Raw genomic sequence first — 18081 nt, 5'->3', positions numbered from 1 at the left:
AAATGCATGAAATAAGGATTATTTAACTTAAAAATAACGTTAAGCACTTACAATCGGTAAGCATATATGTTTACCTACAAAACTAATGCGCCATAATGAAAAGCATGAGATGGCCATCTCGAAAAGAATATGTGGTAAGTCATTTTGCCGATATGGACTGGGGGAGTCTATATGTTACGCAGAAGTCTCATCACTTTCGCTCTTGTCGTGAGTGGGCTGCTTATCACCACTGCAGCAGGCACCACCATTCAGCGTCAAGACTTGGCCGGATCGCGCACAAGCACGAGGGAGAAAGTTAATACTGTAAGTAGTTCTAACGATTTGCTCGATGCCACTGCTGCCAAGGCACCTGCATCACAGGCTGCAGCACATCCGCAATGGAGCGTTCGCACTGTTTCAGTGACTAAACCAACGTCTGCTGCATCATCATCACAGACGGCGGCAAGTACATCCGTTGCTTCAAGCGCACCGGCTAGTCAACAAGCTGTTGCCACTTCTGATTCATCTGATTCAAATACAGGGGCTTCGACTTCTACTGCCGAAGTGACTGTATCGGCAGCACCGTCTGCAGCACAAACCGCGACTGCTGCCCAACCGGCGCAACAACAACCGACGCAACAACCGGCGCAACAACCGGCAACTCAACCTGCTCAACAAACAGCACAACCGCAAGCACAGCAAGCACCTGCTTACGCGAGCCGCGTCCTAATGTTTGCAGGTGTGACAGTGCCTTATATCATTGGAAATGAAAGTATGACTGCAGCACCGGGCACTGGAGCTGCAACGTGGGGCGGTCAAGCAAATTATAGTAACAATAGTGGTCAAAACACGCATTTCATTGGCCACAATCCTGGTTCTTTTGCCGCGATGCTATCACTTGGCATTGGTTCGCCGATCACAGTGACCGACGCTGCTGGTAACCCGCGCACGTACCATGTTTATCAATTGGCGACAGTGAATCCAAATGCCGTCACTGCCAGTGGACAATATTTATGGAACGCAATCACGGGTACTGGCGGCGGTCAGCGCATTACCTTACAAACTTGCGTAGGTAACTACTGGCGCTTGATTGCCTTTGCACGTTAAGGCTGTTGAGTGATCATCATTGTTTTTTGGCTTTCAATTTCAGGTTGTCAGGTTCTAGGCTTTTTCGTAAAGTTGCTTAGTAAGTTTTGAATTTATTGACTGTTATATTGTTGAATTAGGCAAAATGACTTTCCTCACAAAAAAGCAGCCGCCGGTAAAACGGGCAGCTGCTTTTTTTGTGGAAGCGTGAGCGGGCGTACGCGATTGCAGATGCGTTATAGCGCGTGCAAGAACTCACAGTTTCCGAGTGATAAATGATTTTTAAATTAATTAAACGGGACGTCAACGACCCAGCCTTCAGGTGCCGGTACATCGCCAAACTGGATACCCGTCAGTTCATCATACAGTTTCTGTGTATATGGACCGACTTTGGTTTCCGAATAAAAGACATGTTCGTGGTCTTCGTAGGTGATGCTGGCAATCGGGGTGATGACCGCCGCAGTGCCACAGGCCCCGGCTTCACCAAATTGATCCAAATCGGTAATCGCAATCTTAGTTTCTTCAGTGGTCATGCCAAACCGATCATGCGCCAGTGCCAAAATCGAATACTTGGTGATACTTGGCAGGATGGATGGTGACTTCGGTGTTTTCAAAGTTTTACCATCTTTGCTAATGCCGAAGAAGTTAGCTGACCCAACTTCTTCAATATATTTATGTTCAATTGGGTCCAGATAGATTGCATCGCCATAACCGTGCTCGTGGGCGAATTTGCCGGCTTGCAAGGATGCTGCGTAGTTTCCGCCGACTTTCGATTGGCCAGTGCCGTAATGCGCCGCTCGGTCGAATTGATCGGCAACGATGAACTTGGTTGGCACCATGCCGCCTTTGAAGTAGGGGCCGACTGGCATGGCGAAGACATCGAAAATGTATTCCTTAGCCGGAGCAACCCCGATATTGGGACCGACACCAATCAAAATCGGGCGTAAGTATAAGGTAGCACCGGTGCCATATGGCGGTACGTATTCATGGTTAGCGGCAACCACTTGCTTGACCGCATCAATAAAGCGATCTTCAGGAAATGGCGGCATCAGTAGTTTGTCAGCAGAATTGTGCAGTCGATGGGCATTTTGGTCAGGCCGGAAAAGTTGGATTTTTCCTGATTTGGTCCGGTAAGCCTTCATACCTTCAAAAGCGCCTTGACCATAATGCAAAATCGGGGAGCCTTCATTCATCGTCAGGTTGGGATCGGTGGACAGCTTACCTTCATCCCATGCCCCGTCTTTCCAGTGGGCAACATAACGGTATGGCAGTTGCATATAATCGAAGCCTAGATTGTTCCAATCAATATTGACACTCATGGCAGTACCTCCAGTATTTGTGTGCGTCTGACTGAAAACAGCCGGCTGAGGTTGATTTCAGAGTAACGTTGCGTGAACATTGCGGTTTCATTAAATAATATACCTATCATGTTAGAGTATTCTCACAAAGAACTCAACAGAAAAGATTGTAATCGCTGTTAATATTAACAGTAAGCGGTTACAATTGAGACGAGGACTGGGAGTAAATGCCTTATCAAAAATTTATGTTGGCGTGCGTGAAGGTTTTTGGTGAGCGTTTCTTGAGCCTTTTGATAGTCTTACTGTTACACTGGAATTGGTAGGTAAAAGTCCGGCCGTACAGTGAATGAGAAGCCTTCACATGTACGACGGTATCGTTTGATTGGGGGAGTGATCATGATTCAGGGATTAAAAGATTGGTTATACCTCTTCAACTCCGGGCAAGATTTTCAAAGTTACAATCGGTTTGGCGCCCATGAAGTCGAACCAGGCAAGTGGTCCTTCCTCGTTTGGGCACCGCATGCCCAACAAGTCAACGTCGAAGGCGACTTCAACGACTGGCAAGGCAGTCCGTTGAAACTGCAAGGCACCACCGGTTGTTGGTACGGTGAGCTTGCCGCCGAAAAGAATCAGTTATACAAGTATCGGATTATCGGTCCTGATGGGATAGCCCATGAAAAGATTGATCCATACGGGTTTGGGTTTGAACGCAAGCCAGGCAGTGCGGCTAAGTTGGTCGATGTGCCGCGCATTACTTGGCATGATGAAGATTGGCTAGCCAAGCGGGCAAAATGGCGTCCTTATGATGAACCGCTTAACATTTACGAAGTCCATTTAGGCTCCTTCATTCGCGACACCAATGCCGGTCCAGATGGTGGTTATATGACGTATCAAGACGCCATCGACAAGCTGATCCCTTATGTGCAGGAGTTGGGCTACACCCACATTGAGTTTTTACCGTTGATGGAGCATCCGCTTGACGCTTCATGGGGCTATCAGTTAATGGGTTACTTCGCGCCGACGAGCCGGTTCGGCGATCCGCAAGACTTCTTGCGGTTGGTCGATGCGGCTCACACAGCAGGATTAGGCGTCATCATGGACTGGGTACCGGGGCATTTCATCAAAAACACCGATATGTTGGCCCAATTTGATGGCACGCCAACCTTCGAATACACCGATCCGCACCGCGCAGAAAATGTCCGCTGGGGGACTTGGAACTTCGATCTTGGCAAGGCACAAGTGCAGAGTTTCTTAATTTCCAGTGCGATGTATTGGTTGGATCACTGCCACCTTGATGGCCTGCGGGTCGATGCTGTCTCGAACATGTTGTACATGGATTATGACGCTGGCAAGGAAAACGATCGCAACAAGGATGGTGGGCGTGACAACCTTGAAGGCATTGCCTTTATCAAGCAACTGAATACAAAGATTTTTGCCAAACATCCAGATGTGCTCATGATGGCTGAAGAAAGCTCCGCCTATCCGCAAGTTTCAGCACCGATTGATACTGGCGGCTTAGGGTTTAACTACAAGTGGAACATGGGCTGGATGAATGACACGCTGAAGTTCTTCGAGCAGGATCCGGTTTATCGCCACAGTGATATGAATTTATTGACGTTTTCATTCATGTATATGTATAACGAGCAATTCGTCTTACCGTTTTCACACGATGAAGTTGTCCATGGCAAAAAGAGCCTGATGCACAAAATGCCGGGAGATCGGTATAACCAGTTTGCTAATCTTCGGACGATGTATGTGTGGCAGGCAACATTCCCTGGTAAACAGCTATTATTCATGGGCAGCGAGTGGGGGCAGTTTCTTGAATGGCGCGACTGGAGCGAGCTGGAGTGGACCGATCTTAAAGACCCAATGAATAAGAAGATGCAGCATTTCACCATCACACTGAATCATCTTTATAAAGCTCGGCCAAGTTTGTGGCAACAAGATCATGAACCCGACGGCATCAAAATCACGATTGCCGATGAGCCGGATGTGCTGAGTTACATCCGTTATGGCAAACAAAAAGATGACTTTACGGTAGTGGCCATGAATCTGGTGCCAGTTCAAAAAGATCATTTCCGCGTGCCAGTTCCTAGTCCGGGAACGTACGAGATTATTTTAAATACTGAGGATGCGGCTTTTGGCGGTACATGGACCAAGTGGCAGCAGACCTTGACTGCTGAGATTGGCGAAAACCATGACGTTCCTGCATGGCTTGACGTCATTTTACCAGCAATGGGCGCTTTGTTGATTAAACCAAAACAGCTGAAGCCGTTGCCGAAAAAACCGTTGGCACTTAAAGGCAAGCAGCCAACCAAGGCATTACCGAAACACGAAACACCGTTGTCACTCGCCGGTCATCAACGGCAACCGATTAGTCATCAAGACGACTGGGGCACATCGCCAGCGCGGTCGCAACCACGTGACATTAGCAAAGTTAACCATCAGCAATCGAAGAAGTTAGGGGGGAAGGCGCACAATGCGCCGCAATCATGAGTACTGAAATGTTGGGAATGATTTTAGCCGGAGGGCAGGGAACCCGTTTAGGGAAACTGACCAAAACGACGGCTAAGCCTTCGGTGCCATTCGGAGGTAGATATCGGATTATTGATTTTACTCTGAGTAATTTAGCTAATTCAGGGGTCAACACCGCGGGGGTCATTACCCAGTATCAACCGCTTGAGCTGAATCGCCATATTCAAAATGGTGCCAGCTGGGGGCTTAATGAACGCGGTGCCGGTGTGACCATCCTGCAGCCTTACGCTTCAAGTGAAGGCGAAAAGTTCTTTGAAGGCACGGCGCATGCGATTTATCAAAATATCGCTTATATTGACTCGTACAATCCGCAATATTTGTTAATCCTTTCAGGGGATCATATTTATAAAATGGATTATCAAGCGATGCTGGATTATCACAAGGCCAAGAAGGCTTCATTGACTGTTGCTGTCATGCCGGTTGAAAAAGAAGAAGCCAAACGCTTCGGCATCATGAACACCGATGACACGGACCGGATTATTGAATTTGAAGAGAAACCAGCCAAGCCAAAGAGTAACTTAGCCTCGATGGGGATTTACATTTTCAACTGGCCAACGTTGAAACAATATTTGACCGAAAGTTATGCAACAGATGGTGCCATGGAAGACTTTGGCCATGACGTGATTCCAGCTTACGTGACGCATAATGAAGCCAGCTATGCTTATGCCTTCCGCGGTTACTGGAAGGATGTCGGGACGATTCAGAGTCTGTGGGAAGCTAACATGGAATTCTTGAATCCTAACAATCCATTGAACATTGGCAATCGCAACTGGCGGATCTTCAGTCAAAACGAGGCGCTGCCGCCAATGTTCCTGACCAAGACCGCCAAAGTTGCTGGCTCCATGATTGTTGACGGCTGCTATGTCGCAGGTTCAATTCAGCACAGTATTTTGAGTCAAAACGTCAAAATCGGTGAAGGCTCCGTGATCAAGGACAGCATGATCATGCCAAACGCCGTTATTGGTAAGAACGTGACTGTCGATCATGCCATTGTCGGTGAAAATGCGATTATTGGGGACAATGGTAAAGTTGTCGGCAAACCGAATGAAATTAGCGTTGTTGGTTATGGGGAAGTTTTAGGAAGGACTGAAAAAGAATGAGAAAAGGCGATTTAGCAGCAATTATTGATCTGAATGAACCAGACGACCAAATTCAGCCGCTGACAGCAGCCCGCCCGATCGGTACCTTGCCGTTTGCTGGCCGCTACCGTCTCATCGATTTTCCACTGTCATCATTGGATCATGCCAATGTGCGCAGCGTGGCGATTTTCCTGCCAAAGTCCGGTCGTAGTTTCACGGACCACATTCGTAGCGGGTCGACTTGGAACGTGGATCAGATTACTGGTGGTATTTTCACGTATCCGTATATGGCTGGCCGCGACTATGAAGATCCAAAATTACGCGCGCGGTATTTTGACGACTATCTCCAATTTCTGCGCAAAAGCAGCGCGCAGTACACGATTATCATGGGTACGCAAATTGTGGCCAATGTTGATGTCGATGCCATCGTTGCCTATCACCAAGCTGGCGAGAGTCCGGTGACGGCGGTTTACAAGAATCTGCCGGAAGAAGCGATGAAGCCGGAAGACTTAACGTTGGATATGACGGAGCTTGGCACGGCTAGCTCAGTTGTCCCAGCATCGGAAAATCGTGGGCATCTCAAGGAAGGTAAGATCCCGGCGTTCATGGATATTTATCTGATCGGGACGATTGACTTGATTGATCTTCTGACGGATGCCTCCGAAGCGCCAACATTCAAACGGTTGCCGCAAATTCTACGTGAAGCCGTACTGGAAAATAATGCTAACGCGTTTGAATATACTGGTTTTCTGGCAAAGTTGAATACGACTCAGCGGTATTTTGACGCGAACATGAGCATGTTGGAAGACCAAAACTATCAAGCGTTGCTTTATAGTGCTAATTCGATTGAAACGAAGAATAAGAATGAAATTCCGACCTTCTATTCAACCGAATCCAAGGTGACCAACAGCTTGTTAGGTACTGGTGACTTCATTGAAGGTACGGTCGATAATTCGATTCTCTTCAGAAATGTGCATATTCATCGTGATGCAGTGGTTGATCACAGTATTGTGATGCAAGGCAGTAAGATTGGCACAGGCTCCAGTGTGAAGTATGCGATCCTAGACAAAGGTGTGGTCATTGGGCCAAACCTTGCGTTGGAAGGGACCCCTGAGGAGCCATTGGTCTTTTCGAAGAATCAGAAAGTCTTTCAGCCAGATGGCCAGGGGGTGACGGCCCGTGCTTAAAGTACTCTTTACAGCTGCGGAAAGTGCGCCGTTTTATAAAACAGGCGGTTTAGGGGATGTAACCTATGCCTTGCCTAAAGCAATTAAGAAGCAAGGTGTGGACATTCGGGTTGCCATTCCATTTTATGAAAAGAAGTTCCCGGCGAAGTATCTGCCTAAAGTGAAGGATTTGACCCATTTCACCTTGGAGATGGATGGCCGTCCAGTTTACGTTGGCCTTAAAACAATTAAACTCGGGGATGTCACGTACTATCTCATTGATAATCGGCAGTATTTTGATCGGGATGGCTTGTACGGTTACTGGGATGACGGCGGCCGGTTTGGTTATTTCCAAATGGCCGTGATTGAAATGCTTCAGGTGATTGAATGGATTCCAGATGTCATTCATGCCAACGATTGGCACACAGCTTTCATTCCGGTGCTATTAAAAGAAAAGTATGGTTGGATCAAGCCGTATCAACAGATTAAGACACAACTGACGATTCACAATCTGCAATTCCAAGGCTGGTTCCCGCCGTCAACGTTAGCGACCGTTTTTGGTATTGGCCGTGAAGGTTTCAACGACGATGGCTTTGGTCAAGACGGGTCAATCAATTGGCTCAAGGGCGGGATTAATTACGCCGATCTTGTGTCGACGGTTAGTCCGAGTTACGCCAAAGAAATTCAAACACCAGCCTTTGGCGAGCATTTGGATGGCACGTTACGAAAACAAAGTGGTAAACTGGTCGGGATTCTGAATGGGGTTGATTCTGAAGTCTATAATCCAGCCACTGATCAGAGTCTGGCTTATAAGTACGACGCCAAGAATTTGGCTGGCAAGGCCAAAGATAAAAAGGCTTTGCAAGACGAGATGCATTTACCAAAGAGGACTGATCCGCTGTTTGCGATGGTCAGTCGGTTGACCCGGCAAAAAGGGGCCGATCTCTTAGTTGATGCTTTGGAGAATTTCTTAGTTCAAAATAATGTGCAGGTCGTGGTTCTTGGCACTGGCGATCAAGATCTGGAAGAAGATTTGTCATCATTGCAGGATCGGTTCCCTGGCCAATTGGCGGTGCGGATTGATTTTGATGAAGGCTTAGCGCAGCGGATTTATGCCGGCGCCGATTACTTCATGATGCCAAGTGCCTTTGAACCAAGCGGCTTGGCACAAATGATGGCGATGCGCTATGGCACGCTGCCAATTGTGCATGAAACTGGTGGTTTGCGTGACTCGGTTCTAGCCTATAACGCTGAAACTGGCGCTGGTGATGGGTTTAGTTTCTGGGATTACAACGCTGGCGTGCTCACAAACATTCTGCGCATGGCGAAGAGTGTTTATGCGGATCAGCCAAAAGTCTATGCTAAGTTGCAACAACATGCGATGGTGAAGGACTTTGACTGGCACCATTCCGCAGCTGAGTATTTGAAAGGTTATCAACGCATTCTGGGCAAAGCATGAGGTGACAACAGCGAGGTCGTGTCGGGATCAGTCGGAAGGCAGGCGAGGCGTAGATGCGTCAAACCGGCTGGCAAGGTGACCCGATCCGACCTCGTTTTGTTTATCAAAATGAGTTTCGGCTCGTTTTGGAGTCGCCGTGGGTACGACGACATGGTGTCACTCCCGGGGTGCGGTGTGTTTAAAAGTTGCTGTATTTAATTTGGTGAGGTGTGTTTATGTCATTAACAAAGGAACAATTCATTACAGAATTCAAAGATATTGCTTTGAAGCTGTATGCAGCACCGCTCGATGACCTGTCCACCCAACAGCTTTATCAGGCGTTGGCACTATTAACGCGGTCATATATTGGCCAACCTTGGGCCGAGACCAAGAAACGTTACGATCAGGAGGAGACAAAACAGGTCTTCTACTTTTCAATTGAGTTTTTGCCAGGCCGACTGCTGCAGTCGAATTTGCTAAATCTTGGCATCCTGAGTGAAGTTGAAGCAGGGTTGAATGAGTTGGGACTGCGACCACAGAAAATTTTTGATGCTGAAGCAGATCCAGGTTTAGGCAATGGTGGTTTAGGTCGGTTGGCATCAGCGTTTATGGATGCCATGGCTAGTGTCGGCATGGCTGGTAACGGCAATGGTATTCGCTACCAGTACGGGCTGTTTAAGCAGGCCTTTGTCAACGGGTATCAAGTGGAGCTGCCAGATGATTGGATGCGGAATGGCTTTGCATGGGAGACTCGTAAAGAAAATCGCGCAGTCACGGTTAAATTCGGCGGCTGGGTTGAGTTACGCCCAAGTCGTAGCGGCAATCTGCGGGTGATCTATCACAATACTGACGATGTATTGGCTGTACCATACGATGTGGCCATGGTGGGGTACCACAATCAGGTGGTGAATAACCTGCGTCTGTGGTCTGCTGAAGCACCGATCAATGCCGGCACCGATTTTACGTTGGAACAAAAAGAACGGATCAATCAGATTACACAGATTCTTTATCCTGACGATTCCGATGCATCCGGCAAGCAGCTGCGATTGCGGCAGGAGTACTTCTTTACCAGTGCTGGGATTCAAAGCATCGTCCGCCATTATCGCCGTACCCATAACAGCATGGCCGGGTTTGCAGATCGCGTTGCCATTCATATCAATGATACCCATCCGGCAATGGCAATTCCGGAGCTGATGCGGGTGTTAATGGATGATGAGCATGTTAGCTGGGACGAAGCTTGGCGCATTACGCTCAAGGTGATGAGCTACACGAACCATACGTTGTTGTCAGAGGCGCTGGAAGTTTGGCCAATTGATATGTTCAGCGGCATGGTACCGCGAATCTATCAAATCATTCAGGAAATCGATCGCCGCTTCCGGCTGGTTTTCGTGCCGCAATTTGGTCAAGCAATGATTGATCGGATTGCGCCGCTTGGTAACGGACAGGTGCGGATGGCCTATCTCGCATCAATTGGTTCCCATGCGATCAATGGCGTGGCCCCAATTCATAGTGAGTTGCTTAAAAAAGACGTCCTGCATGACTTGTATCAAATCTTTCCAGAACGGTTCAATAACAAGACAAACGGCATCACGCCGCGGCGTTGGATTCAAATTGGCGATCGACCGCTTTCCCACCTTTTGGATAAAAAAATTGGGACAACTTGGCGGAAAAACCCGTTGGCATTGCGGCAGTTGCATAATTTCGCCGATGATACCCGTTTTCTCGACGACCTGAATGCTGCTAAGGCCGAAAATAAACGAGCATTGGCGAAGTATATTGATCAAGTTGTGCACGTCAAAGTTGATCCTGATGCCATTTTTGATGTGCAGATCAAACGCCTGCACGCGTATAAACGGCAATTATTGCATGTCTTAGGGATTCTTGATGCTTACTTGGCGATCAAACGTGGCGAAAAACGACCAAAGCGTTTGCACATTTTTGGCGCTAAAGCTGCGCCAAGTTACGTTTATGCCAAGGAAATCATTAAGGTTATGAATGCAGTTGCCGATTTGGTCAACGGTGATCCAGAAGTAAGCAAGTACTTGCAAGTTGTTTTCTTGCCGAATTATGGTGTCACCATGGCTGAAAAGATTATTCCTGCGGCCGATATTTCTGAACAAATTTCCACAGCCGGTAAGGAAGCCAGCGGCACCAGTAACATGAAGCTGATGAGTGCCGGTGCCTTGACCTTGGCGACACTTGATGGCGCAAATATCGAGATCAAGGATGCCGTGGGTGATGACAACGTTGAGATTTTTGGGTTGACAGAGGAAGAAATTGCCGGTTATTACCAGCGTGGCGATTATCATGCTCGCGACTTTTACGATCAAGATCCACGCTTGCACGCCGCACTGGATATGCTGGTCAATGGGCAGATCCCGGGGATTGAAACAGAAGGTCGTGACATTTTCAATTCGTTGTTGACTTACAACGATGAATACTTCGTGTTGGCCGATTTTGAAAGTTATCTGGCTGCGAACGAAAGACTGGATAAGCTTTATCAACAACCGCGCATTTGGGCCAAAAAGGCGTTGGCTAATATTGCCGAAAGTGGCCGATTCTCGGCTGACTTTACGGTTCAACGCTATGGTCGCGAGATTTGGCATGTGGTGGCAAAGACACCAGAAGATGATCACGAGGCTTAAAGAGGTCATACCGAGGCTACTTTTGATGATTGTTTTTTAGATAACATGCAGAAAGTTGGCCGCGCAGTCATCAGCCTGAATCGCCGCGACGCCAGCTCGGACTTATCGGAAACACTCGATTTAGAATGGCATCTGATCAGCATGCCTTGGCGCTCATTGTTATCAATCCAGCTATCGGTTGCGTGATTAATGAAGGTTCATTTATCGGTTTTGAGAACGTTTCGTGTACATGACACATGGAGGAACACAATGTTTCAATTTGATTCATTTACCGATCGCCGACCTTTTGGCGCGGTGCAAAAAGGCACGGCTGTGACATTGACGGCACAGGCTGATGGTGCGGTGACACAAGCCACACTTGTCATCATGCCAGACGAACATTGCGATCAAACGCAATCCTTGCCGATGACGAAAAGCCCTAACGGCTACACAGTGACGTTTACGCCTCCTAATGCCGGTCTTTGGTTTTATCATTTTGAGTTGCAAAGCGACAATGGCCGAGAACGCTTTGGGGCAGTCGGCGGTGGCTTTGGCGGGCTTGGTCAGCTTTACCCGGAAAATGTGGATGTGGTTAATTATCAGATGACCGTTGTGACCGCATTTGATCCCGTTCCGGCGTGGTATCAAAATGCCCGTTTTTATCATATCTTCGTAGATCGCTTCAATAATGGGAATGCTGACGGTCACGTGAATGCTCCGAAGGAAAACTCTTTTCTGTATGGGCGAAAAACCGATCGGCCCATGTATATTCGCGGGAACGATGGCGAGATCATTCGCTGGGATTTTTACGGCGGTAATCTGACTGGCATTCAACAAAAGCTGCCATTATTGGCAGCCCGTGGCATCAACGCCTTATATTTAAGTCCAATTTTTCAGGCGCGGAGCAATCATCGGTATGACACCGGCGATTATTTCGCAATTGATGAAGTTTTAGGTTCGCTGCATGACTTTAAGCAGTTTTTGGCGGCAGCGCATCAGTTGGGGATGCATGTCATTCTGGATGGCGTGTTTAACCACGTTGGCGCTGATAGCCGCTACTTCAATGCCGTCAATGAATATTCAGACGTGGGTGCGGCCAATAGCTTGGATTCCCCATATGCCTCGTGGTTTTCATTCAAGCGATTTCCTGATGACTACAATAGCTGGTGGGGCGTGAAGGATCTGCCAGCCATTAATAAGGATAATCAAGACTTTCATGACTTCATTGCGGCTAAAAAAGGTTCGGTGATCAGTTATTGGACTGACTTAGGCGTTGATGGGTGGCGCTTGGATGTTGCCGATGAATTGATGGACGATTTTATCCGGCAGATTCGCAGCACGCTTGATCAATTTCCGGAGCGGGTGCTGATCGGCGAAGTCTGGGAGGATGCCTCCAATAAACAGGCTTATGGCAAGCGGCGGCAATATTTTGAAGGCGGCGAATTGAATGCAGTCATGAATTATCCGCTGCGATCCATGTTGATTGACCTGACAAATGGGCAGTTAAACGCGGCAGGATTTGTGCGTCAATTGATGACGTTGAAAGAGAATTATCCAACAAATGCGTTTGCGTTCAATTTCAACAACATTGGCAGTCATGATACACCACGGATTTTAACGATGTTGGATGGTGATCGGCGTAAGTTGCAGTTTATCGTCTCGCTATTTTACTGGCTGCCTGGGGTGCCGTGCCTTTACTACGGGGATGAGGCCGGGTTAACTGGCGGTAAAGACCCGGATAACCGCGCCTTTTATCCGTGGGGCCATGAAGATCAGGCTGTTTTGGATATTTATCAAATCGCGCTTCAGACCCGCATTGATCAGCCAGCCTTGGCTGCAGGTGCCGCTTTTTTCCCATTTACGTTTGAAGACAGTTTTGGCTTCGTCCGCCAAAATGATACCCAAACGCTGGTAGTTCTGGCCAATCCAACTGGATCACCGCAAGTGTTACAGGATCCGCATGCTGAATTAGTGCCAAAAAGTTTGCGCGCTTTATTGCCAGTAGGCACGATGGTACCGGCAGGCGGTGTGATTTGGCAGCAGATTTAACGCTTATGTTATTGTTATGAATGCTGTGATTTGTTATAGCATTTTGGCATAAAATAATGGGGCATAATTGTCGTATTGGGTTTGTGATTTATTAGATTCTGAATAATCGGGGGGTAAGGTCTAGGCCAAAGAGTCTCATGCCGTGCCAAACTCCGCAATCTCCGGCCAGACGGGGCTGGAACGCTGTGACGGCGCTTCGAGCCCAAAAACCGGTCTCGAAGTCGCCTAACAACATCAGTGACAAAGCCCGGTCGCTGTGTTGTTTGCACGGCTGAGCCCCATCTGGCCTACGATTGCTCCGCCTTGGCACTAATATCTTTAAAATTCCAATAGATTACAATAAGAAAAGGCAAACAGTTTCCGCTTTACAGTGGAATTTGTTTGCCTTTTTGATGATTATGAGTGATGTCCCAAACTATTATGTCTGAAGACAACGGTGGCTAAGGTTTACATGGTGACGGCCAAGGTTTCGCGCAGGCCGCTGGTTTGGTAAACGCGGGTATCTTTAGTAACGAAGATGGCTTCCTCACCCTCGGCTTCAACGGCATCGTAACCGGCAGGGATGCCAGCATAAAAACCGATGGAAGATAACACGTCTCCGATCAGGCCACTATCGGCCACGACGGTAATGCTGGCCATGTCTGATTCGACGGGATAGCCTGTGTTAGGATCAAGCAAATGGTGATATTCTTTGCCGTTGATCTCTGAGTGCCGCTCATAAATACCAGTCGTCACGACGGCTTTAGGGGTGGTTGTCAAGGTGGCGATACTGCGTTTTCCCGGTGTCCGCGGGTCAGTGATTGGCCACTGCCATAACGGTACGCCGCTGGCTGCATTACCGACGAGCCGCTGATTACCACCTAAGTCAATCAACCCACCTTCAACGCCGGTTTTGTCCCAAAGATCATAGACTTGATCGACAATGAAACCTTTGGCGATACCGCCAAGATCAAGGGCCATGCCGGGTTTGGTCAGAAAAACAGTTTGATTTTCTGAATCAAGCTCGACAAGATCGGGATCTGTCAAAGCAAGCGCGGCAGTGACTTCTTCGGCAGTCGGAACATGGGCATCATCGAAACCGATGCGCCAAAGTTTGACGATCGGGCCGATTAAGGCGTTGTAACCTAATCCGCGTTTGCTCCAGGCGATCGCTTGAGCAATCAGATTGAACACAGGGCGAACCGGAATGTGAACCGGTTCTTTGCCGGCCTGCTTGTTGATCAAAGTCAGCAGGGATGCTTCATCATACAGCGATAATAAATGGGCATAAGCATTAATCATGCTGATGCTTTGATTCAATAGTTCATTAGCACCATCTGCATAAACGGTAAGCGTGTTATCCGCACCCAAACCATGAAAAGTGGTCGTCGTGGTCATATTGGCACCTCCAAAAATAATCGATTGACATGCATTCAGTATGAACGGTTTGCATATTGGTTGCAATCGTTACGATTTCAGGTAATATTCGTTATGAGTGAAATTTGATGCATACCGTGTTCTAAAGACGCAAGTTTCTGCAATCGTAAACGCGTTTATAAGGAGGCCATCATAATGGCGGCATATAGCTCTGCGCAACAAGAGGCTTTAAAAGAGTTTAAGCAAGATATTGGACATCTCAATGCGTTATCGAATTCAAGTCGACAAAAATTGATTATGATTTTGGGAACGGCAGACAATGATACAGGCTTAAAAGTCAACGACTTGGCTGATGCTATCGGTTTGTCACAGCCAGCGACCTCGCACCATCTGAAGCATCTCAAAGACATTGGCATGGTTGGCTCACGCCGCGAAGGCAATATGGTTTATTATTATCTGACCTTACATGACACCATTGCTCGATTGGAACGATTGACAAGCGCTTTGAAGCGGCAAAACGAAAACGGCTGATATGAACGATGCTTGATAAAACCCGGCTATTGCTGGGCTTTTTTTTATTGTTATGAAAAATTTTGTAAGAAAGCGCTCTCGCTATCATTTTGTAAAGTTATAACCAGTCACCGGTGCGTTATTTGAATTATAATAGTCTTTAATAAACAAATTAATTTAGTCAGGAGGATGTCGCATGGATGCTGGTCGAAATATTTTAAAAGATGAACAACGCCGGTTTGCCCGCCTGAAAAGTGCCCAGCATGCTGCTGCACTGAATCTGATTGTATATGGCGGGTTGACCGTGGTAGAATTGTGGATCGCGCAGTTAGCGCATTCTCGGGCATTGGCTGCGGATGGGTTGAATAACCTGACTGGTGTGGCCTCTGCGCTGATTTTACTTTGGGGTTTGCAGATTTCCCAACAACGGCCTGACAGTGAACACCGATTTGGCCACTGGCGCTTTCAAACCATCGCAACACTCTTTTCTGGCTTAATCATGCTCGTCGTCGGTCTAGATGTTGTCATTGACGGTTATCACGGTCTGCAAGCTTGGTATCAAGGTAAGCTGCAGGTTCCCGGAGAACTTGCGGTTTATGTTAGCTTAGCGGCAGGATTGGCAATGGGCACCGTTTCACTGATTAACCATATTAGGGCGAAGCAATTGGACAGCAGTGTTTTGCGAGCGGCGGCCAAGGATAGCTTTGCCGACGCTGTGACCAGCGGTGGCACGTTACTCGCCATCTTAGGTGCCAAAGCTGGCTGGCTTTGGCTGGATGGTGGCGCAGCTGTGGCCGTTGGTTGTTTGATTTTATATGCGGCTTGGACTATCCTGCGAGAATCCATTTTTGAATTAACAGATGGATTCGACACCAAAAAAATTGCTGCCTACCGCCAAACAATCAGTGCAGTCCCAGGTGTCAAAGGCGTTCAAAGTATTGAAGCACGATATGCAGGCGATGCTGTCTTGCTAACCATCGGTATTCGTGTCAATCCCAATATGACCGTAGCCGATTCCTATGATCTAGGAGAGCGCGTCGAACGCAGGCTCATGGATGAATACGATATTCTAGACGCTGACGTCAAAGCCTATCCAGCCGATCGAGATCCAAAAGAAGCACCACAGGACCCGCAAAAGTGAAAAGTTAGGCGCACTTCAGAAGTACTGCGTCGTTAGCGCGAACTCCGGAAGAATGTCCAAAAAGAATAGAACCGTTCGCCTACATGTGTTAAGATCTAAACCATAAAGTCACCAGATGAGCCGCAGTAGTGGTCCTAGGCAGGTCTAAGAAAAACGGTGGTTGCTGCAAACCGTTCCGCCTTTGATCACGAATTACACCTCAATGAAAGCCTGGTTAACGGGTCATGCCGATATCCATTAGAGTGATGCAAAGCATAATGTGGGTGGTACCGCGGTGAAAATCGTCCCTGATCGTTGAAGATCAGGGGCTTTTTTTATGCCATTGTGAATGACCTTGACCAACGATCTAGACGTTGCCATCCTGCATCTCAGCTCACAGGTAGCGGTAAATTCTGGCAAAGACAAATTTTAGTCAAGAGCGTGAACTGGCGTGCTTAAAAGTTAAATGTAAGCGCCTTTTGGCCATAATAGCCCCAAGGCGCTTATACAGCGGTTGCTGTGCCAGCAAATGTGTTTAGGGAGGAACAAGTAACATGACAGACAGAGGCAAAATTTTAGACGAATTAAAGTGGCGTGGGGCGTTGAATCAATTAACCGATGAAGATGGTCTGCGGAAACTGACTGAGGAAAAAGCAGTCAGTGTATACTGTGGCACCGATCCGACTGGCGATTCACTACATGTTGGCCATTTGATTCCGTTCATGATTCTCAAACGGTTTCAACTTCTGGGCCATCGTCCCGTGATTGTCATTGGTGGGGGCACTGGCTCGATTGGCGATCCATCCGGGCGTAATTCCGAGCGGGTCTTGCAAACCATGGACACGATTGCTGCAAATAAAAAGAAATTGACCGCCCAAATGGAGAACCTATTCGGAACCGATGATTTTCGGATTGTCGATAATTATGATTGGTTATCGAAATTATCCATGCTTGATTTTCTGCGGGATTATGGCAAGCTTTTTTCCGTTAACAGTATGCTAAATAAAGAAGTCGTCGCCAGTCGTTTGGAAAACGGCATCTCGTACACGGAATTCACGTATCAGATTCTGCAGTCGGTCGATTTCCTGCACTTGTTCAAACACGAAGATGTTCAATTGCAAATTGGCGGGGCCGATCAGTGGGGCAATATTACGGCTGGGATCGATTTGATTCATCGCATCGAGGGACCAGAAGCCCGTGCTTACGGTCTAACCAATCCATTGATGTTGAAGGCTGACGGTACCAAGTTCGGTAAGTCTGCTGGCGGCGCCGTTTGGCTTGATCCGGAGAAGACGTCACCTTACGAGTTCTATCAGTTCTGGTTCAATCAGGATGATGCCGACGTCGAGAAGTTCCTCAAGTTCTTCACGTTCTTGTCGCGCGATGCTATTGCCGAATTGGTTGAAGCAACTAAGACACATCCGGAAAAACGTGAAGCACAGCGTGAATTGGCGCGTGCGGTGACAAAGTTTGTCCACGGTCAAAAAGCGGTTGATCAGGCCGAAAATATCAGTGCTGCCCTTTTTTCCGGTGATGTCGCTGAGCTGAGCGCTGATGATATCAAGCAGGGTTTCAAGCAGTTTCCAACAGTTGAGGCACCGGAGACCGCAGAAAACATTGTGACTTGGTTAGTCGACACTACCAAAATCGAACCAAGCCGCCGTCGAGCCCGCGAAGACATTCAAAATGGTGCGATCACGATCAACGGTACACGTCAGCGGGAGCTCGATTTCGAGGTTGATCCGAGCACTCATTTTGATGGCCAATATGTCATCGTTCGGCGTGGTAAAAAGCGGTACTTTTTAGTCGATATCAAGGCGGCAAAGTAACCCTTTAAGTCG

General features: G+C 47.8%; 11 protein-coding genes and 1 pseudogene. 10 read left to right on the top strand and 2 right to left on the bottom strand.

Features of this window, described 5'->3' with window-relative positions; translation table 11 throughout:
- The first annotated feature begins 171 nt into the window (after positions 1–171).
- Positions 172–1086, top strand: coding sequence for a sortase domain-containing protein (locus LBPC_RS10265; protein WP_003662748.1), 915 nt, complete (start codon positions 172–174; stop codon positions 1084–1086).
- Positions 1087–1352: 266 nt separating this feature from the next.
- On the opposite strand, the pseudogene LBPC_RS10260 reads toward LBPC_RS10265, so the two are convergent.
- Positions 1353–2399, bottom strand: a pseudogene (locus LBPC_RS10260) (branched-chain amino acid aminotransferase); the annotation flags it as partial.
- A gap of 360 nt (positions 2400–2759) precedes the next feature.
- Here LBPC_RS10260 and glgB point away from each other — a divergent pair.
- The 6 genes from glgB (at position 2760) to LBPC_RS10230 (ending at position 13254) form a co-directional block, all read left to right on the top strand.
- Positions 2760–4859, top strand: a complete 2100-nt coding sequence (glgB, locus tag LBPC_RS10255; protein WP_003662750.1) for a 1,4-alpha-glucan branching protein GlgB — start codon at positions 2760–2762, stop codon at positions 4857–4859.
- Positions 4856–5998, top strand: a complete 1143-nt coding sequence (locus tag LBPC_RS10250) for a glucose-1-phosphate adenylyltransferase (RefSeq protein WP_003662751.1) — start codon at positions 4856–4858, stop codon at positions 5996–5998. The genes glgB and LBPC_RS10250 overlap by 4 nt, the downstream gene beginning before the upstream one ends.
- Positions 5995–7164, top strand: coding sequence for a glucose-1-phosphate adenylyltransferase subunit GlgD (gene glgD, locus LBPC_RS10245; protein ID WP_003662752.1), 1170 nt, complete (start codon positions 5995–5997; stop codon positions 7162–7164). The genes LBPC_RS10250 and glgD overlap by 4 nt, the downstream gene beginning before the upstream one ends.
- Complete coding sequence (gene glgA / locus LBPC_RS10240) at positions 7157–8602, top strand: glycogen synthase GlgA (protein ID WP_003662753.1); 1446 nt, start codon at positions 7157–7159, stop codon at positions 8600–8602. Before glgD ends, glgA begins: the two co-directional genes overlap by 8 nt.
- A 215-nt stretch (positions 8603–8817) precedes the next feature.
- Positions 8818–11226, top strand: a complete 2409-nt coding sequence (locus LBPC_RS10235) for a glycogen/starch/alpha-glucan phosphorylase (protein ID WP_003662754.1) — start codon at positions 8818–8820, stop codon at positions 11224–11226.
- 249 nt (positions 11227–11475) lie between these two features.
- Complete coding sequence (locus tag LBPC_RS10230; RefSeq protein ID WP_003585259.1) at positions 11476–13254, top strand: glycoside hydrolase family 13 protein; 1779 nt, start codon at positions 11476–11478, stop codon at positions 13252–13254.
- A gap of 447 nt (positions 13255–13701) precedes the next feature.
- On the opposite strand, the gene LBPC_RS10225 is transcribed toward LBPC_RS10230, so the two are convergent.
- Positions 13702–14631, bottom strand: coding sequence for an FAD:protein FMN transferase (locus LBPC_RS10225; RefSeq protein WP_003580097.1), 930 nt, complete (start codon positions 14629–14631; stop codon positions 13702–13704).
- A 174-nt stretch (positions 14632–14805) separates the two neighbouring features.
- Between LBPC_RS10225 and LBPC_RS10220 the strand changes: the two genes are divergently transcribed.
- The 3 genes from LBPC_RS10220 to tyrS all read left to right on the top strand — a co-directional run bounded on the left by LBPC_RS10220 (position 14806) and on the right by tyrS (position 18069).
- The gene (locus tag LBPC_RS10220; RefSeq protein WP_003662756.1) at positions 14806–15141 is read left to right on the top strand and encodes an ArsR/SmtB family transcription factor; all 336 of its coding nucleotides are present in this window, start codon (positions 14806–14808) and stop codon (positions 15139–15141) included.
- Positions 15142–15316: 175 nt separating this feature from the next.
- Positions 15317–16261, top strand: a complete 945-nt coding sequence (locus tag LBPC_RS10215) for a cation diffusion facilitator family transporter (protein ID WP_003662757.1) — start codon at positions 15317–15319, stop codon at positions 16259–16261.
- Positions 16262–16794: 533 nt separating this feature from the next.
- Entirely contained in the window at positions 16795–18069 is a 1275-nt protein-coding gene (gene tyrS, locus LBPC_RS10210; protein ID WP_003662758.1) for a tyrosine--tRNA ligase, read from the top strand.
- Positions 18070–18081: the final 12 nt, after the last annotated feature.

The sequence above is a fragment of the Lacticaseibacillus paracasei subsp. paracasei genome (genome assembly GCF_000829035.1).
GTDB classification, from domain to species: Bacteria; Bacillota; Bacilli; order Lactobacillales; family Lactobacillaceae; genus Lacticaseibacillus; species Lacticaseibacillus paracasei.
Note: the sequence above shows the minus strand (reverse complement) of the source record. Positions and strands in the feature narration are given on the sequence as shown.